Source organism: Streptomyces sp. NEAU-174 (assembly GCF_052665095.1).
This window is the reverse complement of sequence record NZ_JBQTCE010000006.1, coordinates 250241-274086: the sequence shown is the minus strand read 5'-3', so window position 1 is coordinate 274086 and position 23846 is coordinate 250241. Positions and strand designations below refer to the sequence as shown.

Genomic DNA, 23846 nt, shown 5'->3' with positions numbered 1-23846 from the left:
TCGAAGGTCAATACTGTCGTGCTGCTGGGTCTTGTGAGGTGGGCCTGGGCCCCGGATCGTGGCTGTGACAAGGGCGAACACGGCCGATGGACAAAGGAGCCACCGCAGTGACGGCGACCGCGCAGGGCCCGCAACGTCCCGACGCCGCGACAGGGCGGGGCATGGAACGGCGCGACGCCGCGACAGAACACGGTCGCCGTCTGCCGCCGCCTGGGCGTGCCGATCACCTCGCGCGGCGCGGGCACCAGCACCTCGGGGCAGGCCATCGGCTCCGGCGTGGTCATGGACCTCTCTCGCCACTTCAACGGGCTCCTCTCCCTGGACCCCGACGCGGGCACGGCCACGGTGGCCTGGCCGGGAACTTCGGCTTCGAACGTGGCCACTACGACATATCCGTGGCGGCCGGTGAACAGGTCCTGCTGCCCGCCGTCCGAGCCGCCGCACCGGACACCGTCGTCCTCGCGGACGGCTTCAGCTGCCGCACCCGGATCGCCCAGCGCACCGACCGCGCGGGCGCCCACCTCGCCGAACTCCTCGCTCGTGCCTCGCACCATCAGTCCTTCTCCTGAAGCAGACAAGGAACCCGCACCGTGACTGACGCACTGTCGCTCATCGACGACTGGGGACCCGAGAAGATCGTCGTCGTCTCCCACCGACGCACCGGTATGAAGGGCGTCCTGGTCATCGACAACACCGCCCGGGGCATCGGCAAGGGCGGCACCCGGATGAGCCCGACCGTCTCCGTGGGCGAAGTCGCCCGGCTGGCCCGCGTCATGACATGGAAGTGGGCCGGTGTCGACCTCTTCTACGGTGGCGCGAAAGCGGGAATCGTGGCCGACCCGGCCTCCCCCGACAAGGAAGCGATCCTGCGCGCCTTCGCCCGCGCCCTGTCCAACGAGGTGCCCCGCGAATACGTCATGGGCCTCGACATGGGCCTGACCGAGAACGACGCGGCCATCATCCAGGACGAGCTCGGCGACCGCGGCGCCGCCGTCGGCACCCCGGGCCACCTCGGGGGAGTGCCCTACGACGAGCTCGGCGTCACCGGCTACGGAGTGGCCGAGGCCGCCGACGCGGCCGCGCGGCACCTCCGGCTGCCCCTCGGCGGCGCCCGGGTCGCCATCCAGGGGTTCGGAGCCGTCGGCCACGCCGCTGCCGTGCGGTTCGCCGAACTCGGCGCCACCGTCGTCGCCGTCTCCACCGCCCAGGGAGCCCTTCACGACCCCGCCGGACTGGACGTGCCCGCGCTCCGGGCCGCGCGGGAGGAGCACGGGGACGGCTTCGTCACCCGCCACCACCAGGGCGTCGCCCTACCACCCGGCCCGGAACTCACCGTCGACTGCGACATCCTCGTCCCGGCGGCCCTACAGGACGTCATCGACGAGACAACCGCCCACCGGATCAAGGCCAAGCTGGTGGTGGAGGGCGCCAATCTGCCCACCTCGCCGGGGGCACAGTCCGTCCTCGCGGAACGCGGCATCTCCCTCCTGCCCGACTTCGTGGCCAACGCCGGTGGTGTCGTCGCCGCCGCCTTCGCCATGGACGCCCGCTACTCCGGATTCCGGCCCGAGACCGCCACCATCTTCGAGACGATCTCCAAGCGGCTGCGCACCCATGCCGTCACCGTTCTCGAAGAGGCCCAGCGCCGCGCCACCACCCCGCATATCGCCGGGCGCGGCCTTGCCGAGGAACGTGTCCGAGCCGCCATGCGCAGCAAGGGCCGCATCGGCACTTGATCCTTCTGATACCTGCCAGGCAGGTGACGACAGTAGGGGCGGACAGGCCGGATTCGATCACGGTGATTCCCATTAGCCCTGGTGAGGGTAAGAGGGTCCTCCGCAGGAGGCGGCGTCGACAACCAGGACGTTACCCTGCAATATGGTCACGTGGATGAGTTCGTCTTTGTGAGCGGTCGCCTCTGCCTCGACCTGGCGGGCACGAAGCTGTGGCGGCGCGGTCTCCGTACGGAGCTGCTGACCTCCCCGAGCGACGTGAGCCGCTGGATCAGCCAGGCGGAGCTGCTGGACGATCCCGGCCCCATGGACGCTCGGGGGCTGGAGCGGATCCGCCGTCTGCGCGAGGCGGTCTACACCCTGGTGCGTTCCTGGCCTCCTGGGGACCCGTCGGATGGGCACCCTTCGGATGGAGCCCCATCGGACGCCGAGTTCAGGGACGCCCTCGCCGAGGTGAACGACGCGGCCCGGCTGGCGCCGCCCAGGCATCAGCTCGACGCGTCGGGGCGGCTGACGCGGACGGGCGGCGTGGACGAGGTCCTCGGTGCGGTGGCCCGCGACGCCGTGGACCTGCTGAGCTCGGCCCAGTTCGCCAAGACCAAGGAGTGCGCGAACCCCGACTGCACCCGTCTCTTCGTGGACGTGTCGCGCTCCGGGGCCCGGCGATGGTGCGGGATGGCGGAGTGCGGAAACAAGCACAAGGCCGCCAGCTACCGGAAGCGGAAGAAGCAGCAGGCCGTCATGGAAAACTGAGCCTGTTGCCCCGAGCCCGAGCGGCTGATTCTCCGTCAGCGGAGGTCAGGAGAGGTGTGTCAGCCGATCTCGATGACAACCTTGCCGGGGGGCTCACCGGCGGCCAGGGCGCGCTGCGCGTCGGCCGCGCGTGCCAGCGGGTAGGTGGCGCCGATCCGGACGTGGAGCTTGTCGGCCTCGGCGAGTTCCAGCAGCGCCGTGAGGTCCGCGTGGTCCATGCGGCAGAAGACCGGGGCGACACCCGGCACACCGATGTCGACGAGGGACGCCACGCGTGCGCCGGGTGCGGCGGCTTGTGCCGTCGCCGTCAGCACCCCGCCGCCGACGGTGTCCAGGACCGTGTCCACGCCCTCGGGGACGAGGTCGCGTACGCGCGCGGCGGAGCCGTGGCCGTAGGTGACCGGCTCGGCCCCGAGCGTGCGCAGGTAGTCATGGTCCCGTGGCGAGACGGTGCCGATGACACGCGCGCCGCGCGAGCGGGCGATCTGGACGGCGAGCGAGCCGACGCCACCGGCCGCCCCGTGCACCAGCAGGGTCCGGCCCCGCTCGACACCCAAGGTGTGCACCACGGCCTGATAGGCGGTCAGCCCCGCCAGGGGCAGGGCGGACGCCTGGGCGAAGCTCATGGTGCGGGGCTTGCGGACCAGGGTGCGGACGTCCGCGGCGACGAGTTCGGCCAGGCCGCCGTGAGCACGCTGCACATCGCTCCTGACGTACCCGACGACCTCGTCACCGGCCGAGAACTCCGGTGTGGCGAGCCCTGGGCGTGCCACCACACCGGCGATGTCCCAGCCGGGGATGACCGGGAAGTACGTATCGACGGCGCCGTCCAGCGCACCCGCCTGCATGGCCAGGTCCGCGGGGTTGAGCGCGGCCGCCTTCACCCGTACCAGGACCGAGTCGACGTGTGTCTTCGGCTCCGGCAGCTCGGCGGGTTCCAGCACGTCCGGACCGCCGTAACGGCGGTAGACCATCGCCCTCATCACGCCCCCGGAACCGCGATCGGCAGGTCCATCAGGACGCTGTGGTGTGCGATCCTCCACTCGCCGTCGACGCGGCGCAGGTCGGTCTCGTAGTAGCCGGACTCGATCGGCCGGACCGTGCCCTGGGCGCCGAAGACGTCCTCCGGCCAGCCGTCCGCGGGACGGGCGGAGGCCCGCACCGAGAAGACGACGAACTGGGCGCTCAGGTGGGCGTCGTCGCCGTGGATGTCGATGATGTGGTCGGTGGTGGTGTGGTGACTGGAGCCGCCCTCGGGGTGGGGAGCCATGAAGTGCTCCACCGCGTACTCCACACCGGCACCGCCGATCAGTGGCTCCCCGAACGGCTCGTAGGAGTCCGGGCCCGTCCTGGTGTGGATCTGCACGATCGCGTCGTCGGTGAACAGGGCACCCTGCGCCTTGCCGTCGCGCCGGTCCGTCGCGCGGACGTAGCGGGCCAGGACTTCCTGGATCTTGCGCTCGTCACTCATCTCGTCACTCATATGGAACTGCTCCTCAAGGGGTCATGCCTCGATCCGCGGCGGATCGCTGGGCGGCCGTTGCTGGGCGGTCGCCACGGTCGCCACGTCTCACCGGCCGTGATCACCAGTGGATCAGGCATGGACCCGGAGGAGCCATGACGGTTGTGACATACGGCGATACCCTGAAGGTATGGATCGACTGGAGACCCGGGAGCTCGTCTACTTCGCGGCCGTGGCCGAGGAGCTGCATTTCAGCCGGGCCGCGGAGCGGCTGGGCATGGCCCAGCCGCCGTTGTCCCGGGCCATTGCGCGGCTGGAGCGCCGGATGGGGGTCGACCTGCTGCGGCGCACCAGTCGCCGGGTCGAGCTCACCGCGGCGGGTTCCGTCTTCCTGGAGGAGTGCCTGAGCCTGCTGGACGGGCTCGACAGTGCGGTGCGCCGTGCGCAGGAGGCGAGCCTTCCGCCGCGGCTCGTGCTCGCGGTCCGGCCGGGCGCCGGGTCCGGCCTCATCGCACAGCTGCTGCGGTCGTACGACGGCGTTGAGCCCGAGCTGCTGTTCACCCATGACCGGACCAAGGCCCTGCGCGACGGTACGGCCGATGTCGCCCTGGTGTGCGTCGGCAGCGACGACCTCGCGGGGCTGAGGACCATCGAACTCGCGGAGGAGAATCCCGTCGCGCTGCTGCCGCGCGAACACACACTCGCGGGCCGGGCGACGGTGACCGCCACCGAGCTCCGCCGGGACCCGGCCTTCGCGGAGCGGTGCCCGCCGATGGGGCTGGACGAAATGCTCGACCGGGTGGCTCTGGGGCGTCTCATCGCCGTCGTGGGATCCGCGGCCGGCGAGCGCCTGACACCGGAGGTGTGCGCCGTCCCCGTGACGGATCTGCCCGCCACGACGTTGGCCCTGGGCTGGCTGGAGCATACGGCCCGGCACTCGGCCCGGCACTCGACCCGGCACTCGACCCGGCACACGGCCCGGCCGGAGATCACCGCCCTCGTCCGGGCCGCGCGACGCATCGCAGTGGACCATGCGCGGATCCCCGCCGGGGCGTCCTGATCCGGCCCCGGGCGGGCGTTACGTGGCGCTCGGCGCCGTGGCGAGATCGCCACGCGCCCCGCTTCCGCACTGTCGCCGGTAGTTCCCCGGCGTCGTGCCGTACTCCCGCTTGAAGGCCCGGTTGAGAGCGAACTCCGAGGTGTAGCCGACGCGCGCGGCGATCGTGCGCAGCGAGGTGTCGCTCCCCTGGAGCAGGTGCCCCGCCGTGGCTATGCGCCACCAGGTGAGGTAGCCGAACCCGAACCGGGTCCCGTACGGCTCCGCGAAGGCGGCTCAACAGCGTCACCCCCGGAATCACCGAGAGCGACTGGGGGCGCTCCTTCGCCGTGGCGGTCCCCGCGCGGCGTCCATCGTCGGCGGCGAGTACGCCATCGACGGGGGCAGCAAGCCCACCGTGTGACGGCAGATCGTTTCCGAGCCACAAAGAGAACAGCGATTCTGATAGCGTGTGGCTCACAAACAGAACTACTATTCTCTTTGTGGGGAGGGGTGTGTGGTGCCGCGGCTCACCGACGCGCGCAAGGAGCTCCGGCGTGCCCAGATCGCCGAGGCCGCCGTGCGCTGCTTCGGCCGCAACGGCCTGGAGCGGACCTCGATCGCCGACATCACGGCCGAGTCCGGCCTCTCGGCCGGCTCGATCTACGCGCACTACCGCAACAAGGCCGACCTGGTCCAGGCCGCCGCCCGCGAGGTGCTCGCCAGGCGCGCCGAGGTCCTCGGCGAGTACGCCGCGAGCGACGCTCCGCCCGACCCCGACGAACTGCTCACCCGCCTGATCGCCGCGATCGACCCCGCCGAGGCCCGGGTCGGTGTGCAGACCTGGGGGGAGGCGACCACCGACCCGGCCATCCGCGGCATCGTCGTCGACATGACCGACCAGATGCGCGCGATGCTGCGCGACTGCGTCACGGCCTGGCTGGTCAAGGTCGAGCACCAGGAACCGGCCGCGGCCCGGGAGCGCGCCACCCCGATCGCCCACCGGGTGTCGGCGCTCTACCAGGCCGAACTGCTGTACACCGCCTTGCGATCACCGACCGAGGAGACAGCGTCATGACCACCCCGACCGCATCGTTCGCAGGCCGCACGGTCTTCCGGATCGGCTACGGCGCGGCGCAGCTCGCCCGCCTGCACGACCGCCGTGGCGAGGCCATCGCGCTGCTGCGCCGCGCGGTCGAGCTGGGCGTCGACCACGTGGACACCGCCGAGTTCTACGGCTTCGGTTTCGCCAACGAAGTGATCCGCGAGACGCTGCGCCCCGAGGACGGTGTCCTGGTCGTCACGAAGGTCGGCGCCGACCCCAACCCGGGCGGGCGCCTGCCGCTGCGTCAGGCGCAGCGGCCCGAGCAGCTGCGCGCCAGCGTCGAGGACAACCTGCGTGGCCTCGGCGTCGACCGGCTCGACGTGGTAAACCTCCGCCGCCTGGACACCGGCCCCGGGCTGCGTCCCGAGGCCGACCAGGTCGTCGACCTCGACGACCAGCTCGCGGTGATGACCGCCCTGCGCGACGAGGGCAAGATCGGCGCGATCGGCCTGAGTAGCGTCACCCTCGACGGCCTGCGCCGTGCCCTGCCCGCGGGCATCGCATGCGTACAGAACGCGTACAGTCTCGCCTCCCGCGACGACGAGGACATGCTCGAACTGTGCGCGGCCGAGGGCATCGCCTGGGTGCCGTTCTTCCCGCTCGGCGGGGCCTTCCCGGGCCTGCCCAAGGTCACCGAGGAACCGGCTGTCCACGCCGTGGCCGAGTCCCTGGGCGTCACGCCCTCCCAGGTCGGCCTCGCCTGGCTGCTGCACCACGCCCCGAACGTGCTGCTCATCCCGGGCACCGCCGACGCCGCCCACCTCGAGGCCAACACGGCGGTCGGCGAGATCACCTTCGACGCCGCGACCCTCGCCACCCTCGATGCCATCGAGTCCCGCTCCAACGAGGTTCCCATCGGCTGACCGGAACCAGCGCGACCAGGGTCGCGACCACATGCCCGACACCCTGGCGGAACGTCAGACCACGCCGGGAAACCCCGCTTCACCAGGCTCCGAGGACGGATCATGAAGGCCATCATCTACCGCGACAACGGCGACCCCGACGTTCTTCAACTCGTCGACCGTGACCTGCCCGCGCCAGGACCCGGCGAGGTTCGCGTCCGGATCGCCGTGTCCGGGATCAACCCGACCGACTGGAAGGCCCGCTCCGGCGCCTCCGGCCCCAAGCGCTTCCCCGAGGTCACCCCGCACCTCGATGGCGCCGGCACGATCGACGCCGTCGGCGAGGGGGTCGACCCGAGCCGGGTCGGTCAGCGGGTCTGGCTGTTCCTGGCCGCCGCCGGGCGGCCCACCGGTACCGCCGCCGAGTTCACCGTCGTGCCCGCCGAACGGGCCGTAGAACTGCCCGGCGAGGCCGGTTTCGACGTCGGCGCCTCACTCGGCGTCCCCGCGCTCACCGCGCACCGCGCGCTCACCGTGGCCGAGGACGGGCCGCGCCGTCTGGGGCCCGGGGCACTCGACGGCAAGGTGGTGCTCGCCGCGGGCGGGGCCGGGGCGGTCGGACACGCGGTGATCCAGCTCGCCCGCTGGGCCGGCGCCACCGTGATCACCACGATCAGCGGTCCGGAGAAGGCCCGGCTGGCCACCGCCGCCGGGGCACACCACGTGATCAACTATCGCGAGGGCGACCCGGCCGTCGAGATCCGCGAGGTCGCCCCGGACGGCGTCGACATCGTCGCCGAGGTGGCGCTGGGCGCCAACCTCGCACTCGACATGGCCGTGCTGCGGACGCGCGGCACGATCTCGACGTACGGCAACGACGGTGGCAAGCCGGTCGAACTCGACGTGATGCGGAACATGGTGCTGAACGCACGCTTCCAGTTCGTGGTGCTCTACACGGTCGGTTCGGAGCCGCTCGCCGCGGCGGTTGAGGACGTCGCCACCGCGGTCCGCGACGGCGCGCTGCCGGTCGGCGAGGAGCACGGCCTGCCACTGGTCCGCTTCCCGCTCGACCGGACCGCCGACGCGCACCGAGCGGTGGAGAGCGGCGCGGTCGGCAAGGTCCTCGTGGACGTCACACCGTGACGCCCGGTCGGCCAGGGCCTTTGGGGGCAGAGGCTTCGGCTTGGGCCTTCGGGGGCTATTCGGGGGCCGCTTGGGGGGTCAGAGGCTGGTGAGCAGGGCGTCGAGTGGCGTGGGTACGCGGTCGTGGTCGAGCGCCTCGACGAGGACGCGCCCGTAGTGGATCTTGCGCCCCTTCTTCGTGCCGAGGAAGCGCCGCAACTGCTGTTGTGAGGTGCGGCCCTGCTGTGCGGGCTGGCGCAGGAAGGTCTGGAGGGCGCGCAGGTCGCCCTCCGACCGGACGAGCTCCGCCACCCGTGTCACGCCCAGCGCGCGGATGAGCTCGTCCTCCAGATCCGCCGCGCAGACGAAGAACTCCTGCCGCGCCGCGCCGGCCCGCTCCAGGCCGCGGGTGTAGAAGCGACGCTCCGCCTCGTCGCACAGTCCGGTGAGGCGGAGACCGAGACCGGGTGGCCCGAGGAGGTGGGCGAAGCGTCCCACGCTCATGGCACCGCCCATCGGCAGGACGCAGACTCCCTCGGCCGCCAGATCCCGGCCGCGGCGCGCGGCCAGCGAGCTGACCGCTGCGGCGTCGCTCGGCCCTTCGAGCAGGACGACCGCCCGGACCGGCAGCCGCGCGGCCAGCTCGCGCGCGGGGCCGCCGGGGCCACCGGCCGCCCACGCGGTGACCGCTTCCCGGAACGCCCCCATGTCAGCCATGGGATGAGTCTCCGGCCCTTCCGGCCGCCACGCCAGGGAATTTCACCCACCCGGATTCGGCCCCGGCCGCAGTGCTCGGACGAGTCCCGCCAGGATGTCCTCGAGGACGGTATGGGACGTGGCGAAGTTCAGCCGCAGAAAGCCGTCGGTGTCCGGGCCGAAGGGACTGCCCCCGTCGAGCAGGACACCGCCTTCCCTCAGTACTCTCGCAACGGGTGGTTCGCCGAGCCCCAGCGGCCGTGCGTCGAACCAGGCCAGATAGGTGGCCTCCGGCAGGTGATGACGCAGCTGGGGGAGTTCGGTGCGCACCACCTGATGGACCCGTCGGCGGTTGCGGTCCAGCACGGTGAGCAGGTCGCGCTGCCAGGCGTCGCCCTCTCGCCACGCGGCCTCGGTGGCGACGACGCCGAGCGGCGATACGGCGCCGTAGAGGTCGGGCGGTTGCGCGTCGCGCAGCGCGAGCAGCCGGTCCGGGCCGTAGTGGGTGACCGCGCAGCGGATGGCCGCGAGGTTGAACGCCTTGGTGGCGGAGGTGAGTGTGACGGTGCGGCCGGCGGCGTCCGGGGAGAGGCTCGCGAACGGTATGTGGCGGTGGGGCTCATGGACCAGTTCGGCGTGGATCTCGTCGCTGATGACCAGCAGATCGTGCCGACGGGCGACGGCGGCGAGCTCCTCCAGCTCCGCACGGGTCAGGGCGCGGCCCGTCGGGTTGTGCGGGTTGACCAGCACCAGCGCCTTACAGCCCGACTCCGCCACCGCGGTGTCGAGAGCGGCCGGATCCATGTACCACCCCTCGGCGGAGTCTCGCATGGGGATGGGCACGGCTCGTCGGTTCATCGTCGCCAACGTGGCCAGGAACGGAGGGTAGTTGGGCGTCTGTACGGCCACCGCGTCACCCGCGCTCGTGGCGAGGTGCAGGACGAGTTGCAGACACTGGATCAGATCGGTCTGCTCACGTACGCGGTCCGCGGGCGCCGCCCAGGCGTAGCGGTCCACCATCCGCCGTGCGAACGCGCGACGGAGCGGACTGCCGTCCGGCCAGTCCGGATAGCCGAGATCGCGGCGGTCGACGGCCTCCCGCAGTGCGGCGGCCACCACCGGAGGGGTGGGGAAGTCCATGTCCGCCACCCATGCGGGGAGCACCCGCGGACCCGGACGGTGCCATTTGACGCTGCGGCGGGCGCGCAGCCAGTCGAGGCTGAGGTCATCGAAGCCGGGCACCGGCTCGGGAGGGGCGACGCTCATGAACGCGCTCCCCGCATGAGCAGATCACGGGTGATCTGTATGTGGCCGTGGTGCTGGGCGAGCTCTTCGAGTACGTGCAGTTGGACACCCTGCACGCTCAGCGGGCGGTCCGGCCCCTCGAACTCGGCGGGCGGTGTGTTGTGGGGGAGCGTCGTCTGCGTCACCGATTCGAGGTCGGTCGCCAGCCGCTGGAAAAGCGCGTCGACCTTCCGTCGCAGCTCATGTGCGCTTCCCGTGGCGGTGAACTCCGCGGCGCGGTCACGGTCGACCTCCCGCCCGGCGACGATATGCCCGATCCAGTAGTCGGCGACCCCGACGCAGTGGTACGCGATCGCGTAGGCGGAGTTGGCGCCAGGAAGCGGCGGGCGGACGTTTCCCACGTCATCGCCCAGGTCTTCCAGCGCGCCGAGCATGCCGTCGAAGGCGCGGCGCAAGAAGTACAGGTATTCGTTCTGGTCTCGCAAGGTGGGGTCCTCGTCGATGGGGGAGCCGGGATGGGACTGGCGGCCATCACCGGCTAAGGCGGTGACGAAATCAGGATGAGGCTCCTGAGCTGGCCTGTCAACGACCGACGTTCTCATGCGGAGGGGCACATCATCACCACATCAACGGGTGACCACATCGATCTGGTGGACCACCTGGGTCTAGCGATACTGTCCAGAAGTAGAATTTCGGTCGACTAACATGAGCGCGGGACGCGGCCCGGCCCTACTCGAGAAGACGGACGTCACTCCATGACCACCACGCCCTCCACCACTGCCGGGACGCTGGCCGACCCCGACACCCCGTTCGCGGTGGTCGACGTACACAAGGCGCTGCGGAACATCGACCGGCTCGCCGCCAAGGCCGACCAGCTCGGCGTCACTCTGCGGCCACACGTCAAGACGGCCAAGAGCCTCGATGTCGCCGCCCTCATGCACGGCGCGGCCCCGAACCCCGTCACCGTCTCGACGCGCGCGGAAGCCGAGGCGTTCGCGGACGGCGGCTACACCGACATCACCTACGCCGTCGGCATCGACCCGCACAAACTGCCCCGTGTGCTCGCCCTGTTGCGCCGCGGCGTCACCCTCCGCGTCCTGCTGGACAGCGCCGAGCAGGCCACCTTCGTCGCGGAAGCCTCCCGCCGTGCCGGAGTCGGCATCCCCGCGCAGATCGAGATCGACTGCGACGGCCACCGCGGCGGCCTCAAGACCGACGACCCCGCACTCCTCGACATCGGCCACACCCTGCACGACGCCGGATGCCTGGACGGTGTGCTGACCCACGCGGGCGAGTCCTACTTCGCCTACTCGGCGGAGGAGCGGCGGCTGGCGGCGGAGAACGAACGCGACACCGCCGTCACCGCCGCCGGGAAGCTTCGCGCCGCCGGGCTGCCCGTCGCGACCGTCAGCGTCGGCTCGACGCCCACCGCACACGCCGCCGAGGATCTCACCGGTGTCACCGAACTGCGCGCCGGCAACTACGTGTTCTTCGACCTGGTGATGGCCGGTCTCGGGGTATGCCGGATCGACGACCTCGCGCTGTCGGTCGTCGTCACCGTCATCGGCCACCGCCCCGAGTACGGCTGGATCGTCACCGACGGCGGCTGGATGGCGATGTCCCGCGACCGTGGCACGGCGGCCCAGCCCCAGGACCAGGGGTACGGCCTGGTCACCGACCTGGCGGGGCGCCCGATCCCGGGCCTGGTCATGAGCGCCGCGAGCCAGGAACACGGCACCATCACCGCCCGCGACGGCGCCACCCTGCCCGACCTGCCCATCGGCACCCGGCTGCGCATCCTGCCGAACCACGCCTGCGCCACCGCCGCACAGCACCGTGGCTACCACGTCATCGACAGCAGCCGGACAGAGACGCACGCACCCGCCGTCCAGGCCGTCTGGAACCGCGTCAGCGGCTGGTGAACCGGCCACCATTTTCGCTCTCCCGTTTCCCGCGTCGAGGTCGAGCACGCCGCTCACCGGCACCTTGACTCGGCGGGTTTCTCTCCATGCCGCTTCTGGACCTGGACAAGATCACCGCAGGGCTCACCAAGACCTGGGGGGCGCTTCCTGCGCGACTGGGACCGCTCCCTGCGGGCGGGCAACTACCCGGAGACCACCCGCTAGAACTACCTCCTCGCCGCCGCCCAGCTCGTCCGCTACCTGAACCAGCACGCGACGCCCGACCTCGAGGCGGAGGACGCGGCCGAGGATCCGACTGAGGTCACCCGCGCGCACATCGAGGCGTTCCAGGGCTGGATGATCGAGACGCGGTCGGCGTCGACCGCGCTGAACAAGGACAAGGGACTTCAGCAGTTCTTCACGTGGCTGATGCTGCGGGGGGGGAAGCGGCTGGCACCGAACGGCATCGAGATCATGCTCAAGCGGCGGGGCCCCCGGAACGCGAGCGAGATCCCGAGGGGGATGGCAAGGTCGACAGTGGGATCTGCGAGCGCGGCGTTGACCAGCGCGCGGGTCTCCTGCGCCGTCATCAGCTTCCGTGGTCCTCCGGTCATGGACCCAAATTGTCGGGTTGCACCGACAGCTCGCTGGCGAGTGCGAGGCCGTGAACACCCACTCTCACTTGAGCCACACCTGTTGCCGTCGTGGGGGTCTACGACCCACGTCTCGCCCGCCGCACGCCCATAGAGCGCGTCATCTGCCCGTCCGGGACGGCTGCGGCCGAGCACGCCGCGGACTGACGTGGGCGAGAGGGAAGGGTGGCATGGCTCCGTGAAGGAGCGGCGCACTCCGGCGTGCCAGATATCATTCGGGAAACTTGACATATAGTCACATGAGCCCCAAGAGCTCCAAGCGACCCTTTACTGCGCCTACCGCACTTATCGCGCTGTCAGTTCACTCACATCGAGCGGGATTTTCCGCACCGGAGTGACTCCGGTGCCCATCCATCCCGTTCCGTGCACGACTCGCCCTCCCACGGTCGGGCCGCGAGGCACCGGGTCTCGTCTCATGTCGCCACGCCAGGTATGCAGCCTTCTCTGAGGCCCGCGGTGGCCCAGGGCCCGCAACGGCGAGAGCGACACCCTCAGAAGGAGAACGCTCTCATGGCAACCATCACGTCGCTGGTGGATACGGCGACCAGCACCAACCAGGGCAAGGCCGGCGACACCGTCAACATCAACGGCTCTGCGTTGGGCGCGACCGTCTCGGTGAACTTCGCCGGCGCCGTCGTCTCTCCGACGTCGGTCTCCAACTCCCTGGTCACCTTCGTGATTCCCTCTACCGTCCCGTGCTTGGGCCAGGTCCAGGTCAGCACCAACCTGTCGAACGGGGCCAAGAGCAACGCGCTGCCGTTTTTCATGATTGTCGCGCCGACCACCACCTCGTCGAGCCCGGCGTGCCTGCCTGCCGGCGGTGGCTCGCTCACGGTCCTCGGCACCGGCTTCGCGGCCGGGGGCACCGTCAACGTGGGCGCGCTCACCCCGGTCGCATTCACCGCCGGCGGCAACAACACCCAGGTCACCATCACCGCTCCGGCCCACACCCCGGCCGGATGCACGGACACCCAGCAGATCACCGTCACCACACCCGGCGGCACCGGCACCACGGGCACCACCCAGATCGACTACTACAACCCACCGGTACTGACCGGCACCACGCTGACCCCCAACACGGGCCCGGTGGGGACTCAGACCACCATCACCGGCGGCTCCTGCCTCGTCGGCATCACCGACGTGACGTTCACCGACTCGGCGACCACCGTCTTCCCGGGCCTGCCTTTCACCTCCATCGACGCCACCTCCCTCGTCGCCACGGTGCCCGCCACGGCGGCCACGGGTGCTGGAACCTTCACGGTCACCACATGCGGTGGCACCTCCGGCCCCTCCTCCACCTTCACCGTCATTCCCTGATCCGCCGGCCGTGGCCGGACACGAACGACACCTCCTCTGCCCTGAGGACGGACGCGCCCCTGGTCGGCAACTGTCCCCAGGGGCGCGGAGGAAGCGGTGATCACCGTGCGGCCCGTCCTGATCAGCCTCAATCCGTACCATGGCCCGGACATCGGGGTGACGCTGTATGCGCCGCTGTCCGCAGCGAGGGGCGGATGGGCGTGCGCACGCGAATGGCCGTCAGACATTGTCCGGCGAGAGCGGGCTCCGACTGGCAATCCCTCGGGCACCGTGCGTGGGCAGACGGTGTTCGAACCAGACGGTCCTTCCCGCGGGTGTGGGGGTGCAGCCCCATCGCGCCGCGAGCTTGCGGATAAGGGTGACGCATCGCTCGGATGCGTCCGTGCCCGCCGGCTGTAGGAGTGAGGGCGCCACCTGGTTGTCGTCGGTGACTTCGCACAGAAGTGTGTCGGTATGCACCAGACGTAGCCCGATCGGATTCGAGGTGTGGTGGGCCGCGTCGGTGAGGAGTTCACCAGCCAGGAGTTGGGTGGTGTCACAGATGTCGCGCAGGCCCCATGCCGTGAGCGTGTCGCGAACGAGCCTCCGGGCGATGCGTACCTGCTCAGGCTGCGGCGGGAAGTGCCAGGTGGCGATTCTGTCGTGGGGAATGCCGTGGAGGCGGGCCATGAGAACGGTGGCGTCGTCGTGGTGCTGTCGCCGTAGGAGGGCGTCGCATGCTTCCTCCAGCGAAAGGTGGGGTGTGGTGAGGCTGCGGCGCACGGCGAAGAGCCCCTCCTCGATGTCCTGCTCTCGGGTCTCCACCAGGCCGTCGGTGCACATGACGAGGAGGCTGCCGGAGTCGATGGGCAGCTCCAAAGTGTCGAAGGCGGTACTTCCTACACCGATCGGTGCGCTGACGGGCACCTCGAGCAGTTCGTCCTTGCCGTCAAGGCTCACCAGAATGGGTGGAAGGTGCCCGGCGCTGGCGAAGGAGGCCCGGCGGGGGAGGGGGTCATAAATGCCATACAGGCAGGTGGCCAGGGTGGTGTGGTTGAGTCCTTGGGCGAATTGATCAAGGCGGAGCAGCAACTGTGCGGGGGGAAGGTCCAAGGTGGCGAGGGTTCTGACGGCGGTGCGCAGCTGGCCCATGGCCACGGCCGCATGCAGTCCATGGCCTTCCACATCGCCGATGACCAGGCCGACCCGGTGGCCGGGCAGCGGGATGGCGTCCAGCCAGTCGCCGCCCACCTGGGTCGCGCGGCTGTACGGGTGGTAGCGGTAGGCGATTTCCACGCCCGGGAGGCGGGGCGGCGGCATGGGCTGGAGGCTGCGCCGGAAGACGGCTGAGGTCCTGGCCTGGTGGCGGTAGAGGCGGGCGTTGTGCAGGGACAGGGCCGCCCGCTGGGCCATCTGCTGGCAGGCGGCCAGGTCCGCCGGGATGAATGCCGGGCGCTCGGGTTTGCGTCCGAAGATCAGGAAGCCGAGCACCGAGTCCCGTGCCGCCAGCGGTACCAGCATGACGGAGGAGTCCGTAAGCACCGACCGGGCGGATGGGCTGTCGAGTTCGGCTGGCAGCTTGAGCAGGATGTCCTGGTCGACCCGGGGGATGAGGACAGGCTCGATGACTGCGAGAAACCTGGCCATGGCCGTGTCGGATGGGTAGACGAAGGTCTGACCGGCCTGGAGTTCCGCCTTGTGTCCAAGGTCGTCATGGTGGACTGCGGCCACGCGGTGCATCACCGGGGAGGCGTGCGGACTCCGTGCCGTGGAGTCGTCCTCTGATGCGGTGACGTGGTCGTGGAGATGGACCGAAGCGAAGTCGGCGAACCCCGGGACGGCCGAGGCGGCCAGTACGCGGGCCGCGTGGCCGACGTTCAACGTCGTGCCGATGTCGCTGATCGCCCTGTGGAGGAAGGCCAGCCTGGCGGTCTCGCCTTCCATGTGTGCGTCGGCCGTATCGTGCCAGCCGGGGGCGGTGCCGTTCGGAGCACTTTGTGGCGCCTGCAACTAGGCCCCCTTGACGTGGTGTCGGGCAGCGGTGGCGCCCATATGACGACGAGGAGAACGGCGACCGGCGCGCCATCTGTATAAGGCCCTGATCGCCGCGAAGACTGTATCTCCTGAATTGCTCTGAGGCGGCCACTCACAGGAGTGATTTCACGGGGCTAGAGATGACGCATGGGCCTTCGCGGAGGGCTTCCACGTGGTTGTTGAGGCCACCCGTTCGACCGCACCCGCGTCAGCCACCTTGCCCGCCTCGACCTCTCCCTCGCCGCGTGACCGAATAAGCCAGCAGGATCACCACCGGCCATCAACGCACCGTACGGCGGACTGATCGACTCGTGCAGGACCTGCGGCTCACCTCCGCTCCTCACGGGGGAGTGCGAGAGGGTGTTCGGTAAGCCAGGGGCCGAGCGTGTGGTGCGGCCAGTGCGTTCGGTTGTGGTGGCGAGCAGGTCGCTGGATTTGGACCTCGGTCTGGTGGTGAGTGGTCTGGCACCGTTGGCGCAGTTGCCGCAGCGGGCGGGTGGGTGTCTGGGGTGGATGAGGCGTTGGTGACAACGTGGCTGGGTGCAGATTCGGGGCGTGCGGTGTGCGACATCGAATCACCGCTGGCCGTCTATTGGAAGCGGGCCACCATGTCGGAGCGACCCACGGTGTCCCGGGCAGGTGCCGCTGAGGGGAGCTCCGCACCCTGCACTGCCGGGCGCGGAGCCGCCCGCGGCGCGGGTGAGCCCTTTCACGGAAGGCTTGCTCCGTGGTTGTTGAGGGCCTCGATGACCGGCTGGAAGTACGTGACGCCGCCGAAGGCGCAGTCGCCGGTGCCGCCGGAGGTGAGGCCGATGGCCGTGTTACCCGAAAAGAGTGGACCGCCGCTGTCGCCGGGCTCGGCGCACACGTTGGTCCGGATCATCTGGTAGACGATGTCACCGTTGCCGTAGTTGACGGTGTAGTTGAGTCCGGTGACGGTGCCGCTGTGTCGGCCCGTGGTGCTGCCGCTGCGCTCGACGAGCATGCCGACGCTGGCATTGGCCGCACCGGTGATGGTGCGGTAGGTGCCGTTGTACAGGTTCACGTTGCTGGGGTGTGACAACAACGCGTTCGTGTAGGAGATGTAGCCGTAGTCGTTGACCGGGAAGCTGGAGTAGGCCGTCGGGCCGATGGACAGTGCAAGTCCGGTGCGCCAGGTCGGATAGCCCTCGGTGCAGTGCCCGGCGGTCAGGATGTAGTACGCCGCTCCGACGTGCACGTTGAAGCCGGCCGAGCAGCGCCAGCCCGAGGAAGCATAGATCGGATCTCCGCCGGAGAGCAGTCTGGTGAGCTTGCCCCGCGTGCGTTCGAAGTGCAGCGCGGCGGCGTTCCGACCCGCCAGTTTCTTGATCTTGGCGAGCTCGGTGCTGGAGACGGTGCTGTCGGCCTGGACGACGACGGATTCGCTCTTCGTGTCGACGGTCCACGCTGTGCCGCCGACGTCCGCGGCGAGGACCGCGTCGCTCGCCGCTTTGAGGTCTGAGGCGCTGAAGGGCCGACCCTGGTCCGCGGTGGCGGTGGCGGTTACGGGAGCGGTCAGCGCGATCGCGGCGGCCAGTCCCGATATGAAGGCCAGCGTCCGAAGCCGTCCAACCGGGCTGCGTCTCCGGGGGGTGTGCTTGATACTCACGACGTTCCTCCTGGTGCAGGGTGAGAGGAGGCCCGCATCGCGGCCGGGATTCCCGTTGCGCCCGCGGGCGAGTGGTGTTGATCCCCTGTCGGTAACGGTGATGTCGGTATTCGCCCGGTGCAAGGGTTGTTATGGCGTATTGAAGGGGTGTGCGGAATTGCGGTGGTCGCGGTGAACCGCCGGTGCCTCACGAGGTGCGCTGCGGCGCTCACCTTGCGCCCCCGGCATCGATGGGCGAAAGAGAGCGCATTGTGCGTGGCGAAGCAGCCAAGCAGAGTAGCGCGGCTCGCCCGGGGCCAGCGCGTCTCATGGCCGGGCAACCGAACCAGCCCCGCCTGAGCAGCCTTCCGAATCGGTGCACGCCACGTCGAGCGGCCCGTCGTCGGCAGCTGGTACGGGCTGCTGCTCCGAGAGGGGGCTCACTTCAACGGGTAAAGATCTGGAAGGTCAGTGCGCAGCATGGTCCGCCGCTACATCATCTGCGAAACCGGCACGCCCACGACGAACGCCTGCGCCGGCCCGGGAGTAAGGACACGTGGGTGTTTGGCTCCGGCCAGTTCTACCTCCACAAGTTCGAATGGACACGCATTATCCGGCATGCGGCGGTCCGTTCCAATGCATCAAAGGACGACCCCGCAATGCAGGATTACTGGCAGCAGAGAATCCGAAAGAGGAAGCAGCGACGCCGCATACCGGAATGCCATGGAGCACAACGCCGTATTCGTCGCCATCGAATTCGAAGTACGCCAGCGTTGGACGGTGAAGGCGGACACGCTCACCGCCGGCTCCGGCCACGCTGTCACCGACGCCGTCAACGATGCGGTCCGGGCCGCAATCCCGGTGCAGTCGCAGAACGTCAGCCCACCGAGATCGAGTCCGCCTCCGCACATCGAACTCGGCACCGAGGACAGGGTGGTGGCGGGCGGCCTCCATCATCCGTTCGCGCGGCGAAGGCGGCTGCGCTGGGCGGAGCTCGTCGATCACGCCCTGGTGGTCAACAAGCTCAGCGGCGCACGCACCCACCCGCACCCCGGGGTCCGCTACATCGCCATCGCCGACGCTCCGCCCGTTCCCCCGGTCCTGGTACGGCCCACCCGCGCCTCCCACCCCCTCACCGACCACCTGGAACGCATCGCGTCCACGGCGACCAACCGCTCCACCCGCCACGCTCGACCGTCGAAAATCAGCCGAGGACAGTGAGCGCCGAGCCGGCGGCGCTGCTCAGTGCGGTCAGCACGCGTGGGGCCGCCCCCTGCTCGACGAGTTCTCCGGCGTCGAGGACCGCTATGCGGTGGGCGAGGGACGCGATGTCCAGATCATGGGTGATGAGGACCAGCGAAAGGTCGTCGCGGTCACGGAGCAGCTGGGCGAGAAGTTCGAGGAGGCCGCGGCGACTGATGGTGTCGAGGCCGGAGGTGATCTCGTCGCAGATGAGGACGCGAGGCCGGGCGAGCAGGGCGCGGGCGAGTGCGGCGCGCTGGAGTTCGCCGCCGGAGAGTTGATCGGGGCGTCTGTCGGCCAGTTCCTTCGGCAGGCCGAGGCGGGTCAGGGTGATGAGGGCCTGCTGCCGTGCCGTGTCCTTGTCGGTGCCGCACAGGCGTACCGCGGTGCGGGCGACCTGGTGCAGGACGGGACGGTGCTCGTCGAAGGCGGCGCGCGAGTCCTGGAAGACGTACTGCACGGCCGCCAGTTGAGCGCGGTCGCGGGTGCGCAGAGTGCGGGGGAGAGCGGTGCCGTCGAGGCGGATCTCCCCTTCGTGGTCCCGGTGGAGTCCGGCCAGGCAGCGGGCGAGCGTGGTCTTGCCGCTGCCCGAGCGGCCGACGACGGCCAGGCATGTGCCGGGGTACAGGGCGAGTTCGGGGACGCGCAGCACCGTGGTCGGGCGGCCGCGGGTGCCGCCGTCGCGGTGGCGGGCGGTGAGGTCGTGTATCCGCAGGACCGGCTCCCCGATTCCGGATGAGGGACCGGGGGGTGTGGACTGTGAGAGGGCGGGGAGTGCGGACCGCGGGTGGGCGGTGAACAGTTCGCGGGTCCACGGATGGCGGGGTGCGCTCCGGAGGCGTTCGGCGGGGCCCGATTCCACGATTCTTCCGGCGCGCATGACCAGGACGTCGTCGGCGAGGGCGCGGACCACGTCGAGGTCGTGGCTGAGCAGCACGACGGCGATGCCCCGTGCGGCGACGGCTGCCAGTTGGTCGACGATGCGGGCCTTGGTCAGGGCGTCCTGGCCGGTGGTGGGCTCGTCGGCGACGATGACGCGGGCGTCGAGCAGGAGCGCCTGGGCAAGGACGACGCGCTGCTGCTGGCCGCCGGAGAGCTGGTGCGGGTAGCGCCGCAGCAGGACCTCGCCGTCCGGGAGCTGGGCTTCCGCCAGTGCCCCCAGGACCCGTTCGCGGGCCGCTGCCCGGCGTCGGCCGCGGGGAAGGTGGCGTACCTGGGAACGGGCGATGTCGGTCAGGAGGGCGGAGACGCGGCGGGCGGGGTTGAGGACGGCCGCCGGGTGCTGGGGGATGTAGCCGACCAGGCCCTGGGAGGCCAGGCGGACGTCGCCGCCGATCCGCGCGCCGGGCGGGTACTCGCCGAGCAGGGCGAGGCCGGTGGTGGTCTTGCCGCTGCCGGAAGCGCCCACCAGGGCGGTGACCTTGCCCGGCAGGGCCTCGAGGTTCACGCCGTCGACGATCGCCCTGCCGTCGATCTCCACGCGAAGGTTGCGGATCTCGGCGGCGGCCCCGGTGTCGAGGCTTACGGCCCCGGTGCCGAGGCCCTCGGCCCTGGTGTCGAGGCCGAGGGGCGCGGCGGGGTCTGGGGTGTCGTTCTCGTGGTTCACGGACGTGGCTCTCCTACCCGGTTCCGGTTGATCCCGCGCCTCGCGCCCCGGCCCCGTGTGGGTCGTCGGCTGCCCGCCAGCGCGGCGTCGAAGAGAAGGTTGGTGCCCATCGTCAGGGCGACGATCAGTACGGCGGGGACGACCACGGCCCAGGGCTGGACGAACAGACCGGTGCGGTTGCGGTCGACCATGACCGCCCAGTCGGCGGCGTCCGGCGCGACCCCGACGCCGAGGAAGGCGGCCGTGGCGACCAGGTACAGCACGCCGGTCAGCCGGGTGCCGGCGTCGGCGGCCAGGGTGCGCAGCATGGAACGTCCGACGTAACCGACGGCCAGGCGCCACCAGGTCTCGCCCTGCATACGCAGCGCCTCGACCGCCGGGCGGGCGGCGGCCTCGGCGGCGGTGGCTCGCACGATACGGACCGCGTCGGGCACGTTGACCAGCGCGACCAGCAGGGCGAGGCCGACGGCGCCGGGGGAGGACACCGAGGCGACGAGCAGGACCAGCAGCAGCGACGGCACGGCGAGCAGGACGTCCAGGGGCCGGATCAGCAGCTCCTCCAGCCAGCGGCGGTGGGTGAGCGCGCAGACCAGGCCCACTGGGAGGGCGACGAGATAGGACAGCGCGGTCGCGGCGAGCGCGGTCAGCACGACCGGGCGCCCGCCGTGCAGCACCTGCCGCCACACGTCCCGCCCCACGAAGTCGGTGCCGAGCCAGTGGCCGCCCCCGAGGGTGAAGGACGCGGTCCGCGGGCCCGGGGCGCCCGCGAACACCGGCCCGAGAAGGGCGAGCACGAGGGGTACGGAGACGACGGCGACGCCGAGCGCGAAGCGGCGCGTGCGCCCTTTCGCCGCATGGGTGGGCAGCGGCATCGGGCGGACACTTGCGCCCGGGGTACGCGACGGTCCCTGCGGGGGACCCGCGACGGGAGGGAAGTTCACGCGGCCACCCCCGCCCGGGGCGCCAGCCGATGGGTCACCAGGTCCGCGCCCAGGTTGAGGACGACGGTCAGGATGCCGAAGACGACGGCGAGGCCCTGGACCACGGGCACGTCCCGCTCGGCGACGGCGTTCAGCAGGACGGTCCCGAGGCCCGGGATCACATACAGGGCCTCCACGACGACGACGCCGCACAGCAGCCAGTCGATCGTGCGGGCCAACTGCTGGGCGGCGGGGGCGAGGGCGGCCGGCAGGGCGTGGGCGTGATGGATCTTGGCCCCGGAGACGCCGTAGCGCCGGGCCTGCGCCACGTACGGGGAGGCGAGCGCGTCGACCATGCCGGCGCGCACCAGCCGGGACAGCGAGCACACCGGCCGGGACAGCAGGACGAGCACGGGCAGTACGAGCGCGGCCGGGTGGCCGAGCAGGTCGGTGCCGTAGCCGACGGCGGTCGGCGGTAGCCAGTCCAGCCGGAGCGCGAGGACGGTCACCAGCAGACTTCCGAGGGCGAACTCGGGCACCGCGTACACGGCGAGCGTCACGGAGCTGACCAGCCGGTCGACCAGGCGGCCTTCGTACCGTGCGGCCAGCACCCCGAGGCCGAAGCCGGCCGGGACGAGCAGTGCCACGGTGAGCGCGGCCAGCAGCAGGGTCGGCCCGAAGCCGTCGGCGAGGTACGTGCTGACCGGGCGGCCGGAGGTGAGCGAGGTCCCGAGGTCGCCGTGGAGCAGGCCCACGGCCCAGTCGGCCAGTCGCTCGTGGGTGGGCCGGTCCAGGTGGAGGGCCTCACGGATGGCCGCGATGCGCGCGGGGTCGGGCTGGTCGCCGGCCAGGGCGACCGCGGCATCGCCCGGCATCGCCTCGGTGAGCGCGAAGACCAGCAGCACCACGGCCACGGTCTGGGCGACGCCGAGCAGCAGCCGCCGGGCGACGAAGGAGCGCAGTCCGCTCACGCGAGCCACACCCTGTCGAAGCGTGCCCAGTCGAGGGTGTTGGCGGGTGCCTTGGACTCAACTCCCCTGACCTTGCGCGCGGTTCCCAGGATCCAGTCGGCGAAGCCCCAGACCAGGAAGCCACCTTCGGAGTACAGGCGGCGCTGCATGCGTTCGTAGACCGCGGCGCGCTCGGCCCTGTCCTTGGTGGACTGGGCCCGCTGGTAGAGGGCGTCGAAGTCCTTGTGGTGCCACTTGGTGGCGTTCGTGGTGGAGTCGGTGAGCAGCCGCTGGGAGATGTGGGCCTCGATGGGCATGGCACCGGAGCGGTAGGAGCACAGGACGCCGCCGTCCAGGATGTCGCTCCAGTACGAGTCCTTGCTGCCCATCTTCACATCGATCGTGACACCCGCCTTGGCGGCCTGGTCGCGGAAGATGCTCGCGGACTCGGTGAACCCGGCGGCCACCGCCGAGGTGTCGAGGGTGACCTTCATCTTCTCGGCACCGGCCGCCTTCAGCAGGGCGCGGGCCCGGTCGAGGTCCTGCTCGCGCTGCGGGAGGCCGTCGGCGTAGTACTCGTAGCCCTTGCCGAACAGATCGTTGCCGATCACCCCCGCGCCCGACAGGGCGCCGTCGAGGAGTTCCTTGCGGTCGGCGATCAGGAAGAACGCCTGGCGCACCCGCTTGTCGTCGAAGGGGGGCCGGTCGGTCTTCATCGCGAACCCCAACATGCCGCTGCCCCGGAGCCGGACGATGGTGATCTGCCCCTTGCCCTCGTGGGCGCGGGCGGTGGTGGGGCTGAGTTCGTGGGCGTACTCGACCTGTCCGCCCAGCAGTGCGTTGACCCGGGCGGACTCCTCGTTGGCGACGATGAACTCGAGCTCGTCGAGGTGCGGGGCGCCGTCCCAGTAGTCCTCGTTGCGCCGGAAGACGGCCGACCGGCCGGGAGCGAAGGACACGAAGCGGAATGGGCCGGAGCCGATCGGCTTCTTGTCGAAGTCGGTGGCCTCCTCCGGCACGATGTACGCGCCGAACGCGGCAAGGATGTTGGGGAATTCGGCGGTGGGCCGCTTGAGGACGAACTCGATGCCCCGTTCGCCGGTCGCGCGGCTCGCGTCGAGGTCGATGGGTTCCAGGGACGCCTTGGCGCGGAACGCCTTCGTGGGATCGGCGATCCGGCGGTAGCTGTGGAGTACGTCCTTGGCGGTGACCGGCCGACCGTCGTGGAACGTGGCCCTGCGGAGGGTGACCTGCCACCGGTCCAGGGTCTTGTTCGCCTCCCACTTCTCGGCGAGGCGGGGCTGGGCGGACAGGTCGGAGCCGTAGTCGGCGAGTTTGTCGTAGAGGGCCTTCGCGCGGGCGACGTCGGAGAAGAGGTTGGCCAGGTGCGGATCGAGGGTTTCGCTCGCACCGCCCCCGGCGAACGCGGCGCGCAGCCGTCCGCCACGCCGGGGGGTAGCGGCGCTGCCGCGCCCTCCCGCGGTGTCGTCGGTGCCGCCGCATCCGGTGAGGGCGAAGGCGCCGAGTGATGCCGCGCCGGCGGCGGCGAGGAAGCCGCGGCGGCGCAGGCCGGGGAAGTGGTGCTCGTTCGGGTGATCGCCCACGGGGCGAAGGTGGCGGGCGGGTTCGTCAGGCATGCGG

The 23846-nt window shown here is 70.6% G+C and carries 21 protein-coding genes and 3 pseudogenes; 11 read left to right on the top strand and 13 right to left on the bottom strand.

Translation table 11 applies throughout. The annotated features are described in order from the left end of the window. Window positions 1-216: 216 nt before the first annotated feature. The 4 genes and pseudogenes from ACT2CW_RS19630 to ACT2CW_RS19615 all read left to right on the top strand — a co-directional run. Window positions 217-312, top strand: a pseudogene (locus ACT2CW_RS19630) (hypothetical protein); the annotation flags it as partial. A gap of 35 nt (window positions 313-347) precedes the next feature. Beyond that, a pseudogene (locus ACT2CW_RS19625) lies at window positions 348-569 on the top strand (hypothetical protein); the annotation flags it as partial. A 21-nt stretch (window positions 570-590) separates the two neighbouring features. Beyond that, window positions 591-1736, top strand: coding sequence for a Glu/Leu/Phe/Val family dehydrogenase (locus ACT2CW_RS19620; RefSeq protein ID WP_445517571.1), 1146 nt, complete (start codon window positions 591-593; stop codon window positions 1734-1736). 150 nt (window positions 1737-1886) lie between these two features. Then, window positions 1887-2486 carry a CGNR zinc finger domain-containing protein gene (locus tag ACT2CW_RS19615; protein WP_445517570.1) on the top strand — a complete coding sequence of 200 codons (600 nt, stop codon included), beginning with the start codon at window positions 1887-1889 and terminating at the stop codon, window positions 2484-2486. 59 nt (window positions 2487-2545) lie between these two features. On the opposite strand, the gene ACT2CW_RS19610 is transcribed toward ACT2CW_RS19615, so the two are convergent. After that, window positions 2546-3460, bottom strand: coding sequence for an NADP-dependent oxidoreductase (locus ACT2CW_RS19610; protein ID WP_445517569.1), 915 nt, complete (start codon window positions 3458-3460; stop codon window positions 2546-2548). Between the two features lie 8 nt (window positions 3461-3468). Beyond that, a complete protein-coding gene (locus tag ACT2CW_RS19605; protein ID WP_445517568.1) occupies window positions 3469-3969 on the bottom strand; it encodes a nuclear transport factor 2 family protein in 501 nt (166 codons plus the stop codon). Between the two features lie 169 nt (window positions 3970-4138). Between ACT2CW_RS19605 and ACT2CW_RS19600 the strand changes: the two genes are divergently transcribed. After that, window positions 4139-5008: a LysR family transcriptional regulator gene (locus ACT2CW_RS19600; protein WP_445517567.1), complete on the top strand. Its 870-nt coding sequence runs from the start codon at window positions 4139-4141 to the stop codon at window positions 5006-5008. An 18-nt stretch (window positions 5009-5026) separates the two neighbouring features. Here the strand turns inward: ACT2CW_RS19600 and ACT2CW_RS19595 are convergent. After that, window positions 5027-5281: pseudogene (locus ACT2CW_RS19595) on the bottom strand (helix-turn-helix domain-containing protein); the annotation flags it as partial. Between the two features lie 220 nt (window positions 5282-5501). Between ACT2CW_RS19595 and ACT2CW_RS19590 the strand changes: the two are divergent. The 3 genes from ACT2CW_RS19590 to ACT2CW_RS19580 all read left to right on the top strand — a co-directional run bounded on the left by ACT2CW_RS19590 (window position 5502) and on the right by ACT2CW_RS19580 (window position 8074). Next, window positions 5502-6062 (top strand): TetR/AcrR family transcriptional regulator, encoded by a 561-nt coding sequence (locus tag ACT2CW_RS19590; protein WP_445517566.1) that lies wholly within the window; start codon window positions 5502-5504, stop codon window positions 6060-6062. Then, window positions 6059-6952, top strand: a complete 894-nt coding sequence (locus ACT2CW_RS19585; RefSeq protein ID WP_445517565.1) for an aldo/keto reductase — start codon at window positions 6059-6061, stop codon at window positions 6950-6952. Before ACT2CW_RS19590 ends, ACT2CW_RS19585 begins: the two co-directional genes overlap by 4 nt. 102 nt (window positions 6953-7054) lie before the next feature. Continuing rightward, a complete protein-coding gene (locus tag ACT2CW_RS19580; protein WP_445517564.1) occupies window positions 7055-8074 on the top strand; it encodes an NADPH:quinone reductase in 1020 nt (339 codons plus the stop codon). A 78-nt stretch (window positions 8075-8152) separates the two neighbouring features. Here the strand turns inward: ACT2CW_RS19580 and ACT2CW_RS19575 are convergent, their stop codons facing one another. The 3 genes from ACT2CW_RS19575 to ACT2CW_RS19565 are packed head-to-tail and all read right to left on the bottom strand — an operon-like array spanning window position 8153 to window position 10479. After that, complete coding sequence (locus tag ACT2CW_RS19575; protein ID WP_445517563.1) at window positions 8153-8770, bottom strand: TOPRIM nucleotidyl transferase/hydrolase domain-containing protein; 618 nt, start codon at window positions 8768-8770, stop codon at window positions 8153-8155. Between the two features lie 42 nt (window positions 8771-8812). Further along, complete coding sequence (locus tag ACT2CW_RS19570) at window positions 8813-10015, bottom strand: MalY/PatB family protein (protein WP_445517562.1); 1203 nt, start codon at window positions 10013-10015, stop codon at window positions 8813-8815. Beyond that, window positions 10012-10479, bottom strand: coding sequence for a DinB family protein (locus ACT2CW_RS19565; RefSeq protein ID WP_182468391.1), 468 nt, complete (start codon window positions 10477-10479; stop codon window positions 10012-10014). The genes ACT2CW_RS19570 and ACT2CW_RS19565 overlap by 4 nt, the downstream gene beginning before the upstream one ends. A gap of 270 nt (window positions 10480-10749) precedes the next feature. Here ACT2CW_RS19565 and ACT2CW_RS19560 point away from each other — a divergent pair, with 270 nt between their 5' ends. Next, window positions 10750-11916 (top strand): DSD1 family PLP-dependent enzyme, encoded by a 1167-nt coding sequence (locus ACT2CW_RS19560; protein WP_445517561.1) that lies wholly within the window; start codon window positions 10750-10752, stop codon window positions 11914-11916. Between the two features lie 386 nt (window positions 11917-12302). On the opposite strand, the gene ACT2CW_RS19555 is transcribed toward ACT2CW_RS19560, so the two are convergent. Then, on the bottom strand, window positions 12303-12485 hold the full coding sequence (locus tag ACT2CW_RS19555) for a hypothetical protein (protein ID WP_445517560.1): 183 nt from the start codon (window positions 12483-12485) through the stop codon (window positions 12303-12305). A 573-nt stretch (window positions 12486-13058) separates the two neighbouring features. Between ACT2CW_RS19555 and ACT2CW_RS19550 the strand changes: the two genes are divergently transcribed. After that, window positions 13059-13865, top strand: coding sequence for an IPT/TIG domain-containing protein (locus ACT2CW_RS19550; RefSeq protein ID WP_445517559.1), 807 nt, complete (start codon window positions 13059-13061; stop codon window positions 13863-13865). 219 nt (window positions 13866-14084) lie between these two features. Here the strand turns inward: ACT2CW_RS19550 and ACT2CW_RS19545 are convergent, their stop codons facing one another. Beyond that, window positions 14085-15788, bottom strand: coding sequence for an ATP-binding SpoIIE family protein phosphatase (locus ACT2CW_RS19545; protein WP_445517558.1), 1704 nt, complete (start codon window positions 15786-15788; stop codon window positions 14085-14087). 799 nt (window positions 15789-16587) lie between these two features. After that, window positions 16588-17508 (bottom strand): S1 family peptidase, encoded by a 921-nt coding sequence (locus tag ACT2CW_RS19540; protein WP_445517557.1) that lies wholly within the window; start codon window positions 17506-17508, stop codon window positions 16588-16590. Between the two features lie 702 nt (window positions 17509-18210). On the opposite strand from ACT2CW_RS19540, the gene ACT2CW_RS19535 reads away from it, so the two are divergent. Continuing rightward, window positions 18211-18708 (top strand): hypothetical protein, encoded by a 498-nt coding sequence (locus ACT2CW_RS19535; protein ID WP_445517556.1) that lies wholly within the window; start codon window positions 18211-18213, stop codon window positions 18706-18708. Here the strand turns inward: ACT2CW_RS19535 and ACT2CW_RS19530 are convergent. From ACT2CW_RS19530 to ACT2CW_RS19515, 4 genes are all read right to left on the bottom strand, one after another. After that, window positions 18692-20224: an ABC transporter ATP-binding protein gene (locus ACT2CW_RS19530; protein ID WP_445517741.1), complete on the bottom strand. Its 1533-nt coding sequence runs from the start codon at window positions 20222-20224 to the stop codon at window positions 18692-18694. The two genes, ACT2CW_RS19535 and ACT2CW_RS19530, sit on opposite strands and share 17 nt — an antisense overlap. 107 nt (window positions 20225-20331) lie before the next feature. Beyond that, window positions 20332-21207, bottom strand: coding sequence for an ABC transporter permease subunit (locus ACT2CW_RS19525; RefSeq protein WP_445517555.1), 876 nt, complete (start codon window positions 21205-21207; stop codon window positions 20332-20334). A 65-nt stretch (window positions 21208-21272) separates the two neighbouring features. Further along, the gene (locus tag ACT2CW_RS19520) at window positions 21273-22226 is read right to left on the bottom strand and encodes an ABC transporter permease (protein WP_445517554.1); all 954 of its coding nucleotides are present in this window, start codon (window positions 22224-22226) and stop codon (window positions 21273-21275) included. Further along, window positions 22223-23842: an ABC transporter substrate-binding protein gene (locus tag ACT2CW_RS19515; RefSeq protein ID WP_445517553.1), complete on the bottom strand. Its 1620-nt coding sequence runs from the start codon at window positions 23840-23842 to the stop codon at window positions 22223-22225. The genes ACT2CW_RS19520 and ACT2CW_RS19515 overlap by 4 nt, the downstream gene beginning before the upstream one ends. Between the last annotated feature and the right edge of the window lie 4 nt (window positions 23843-23846).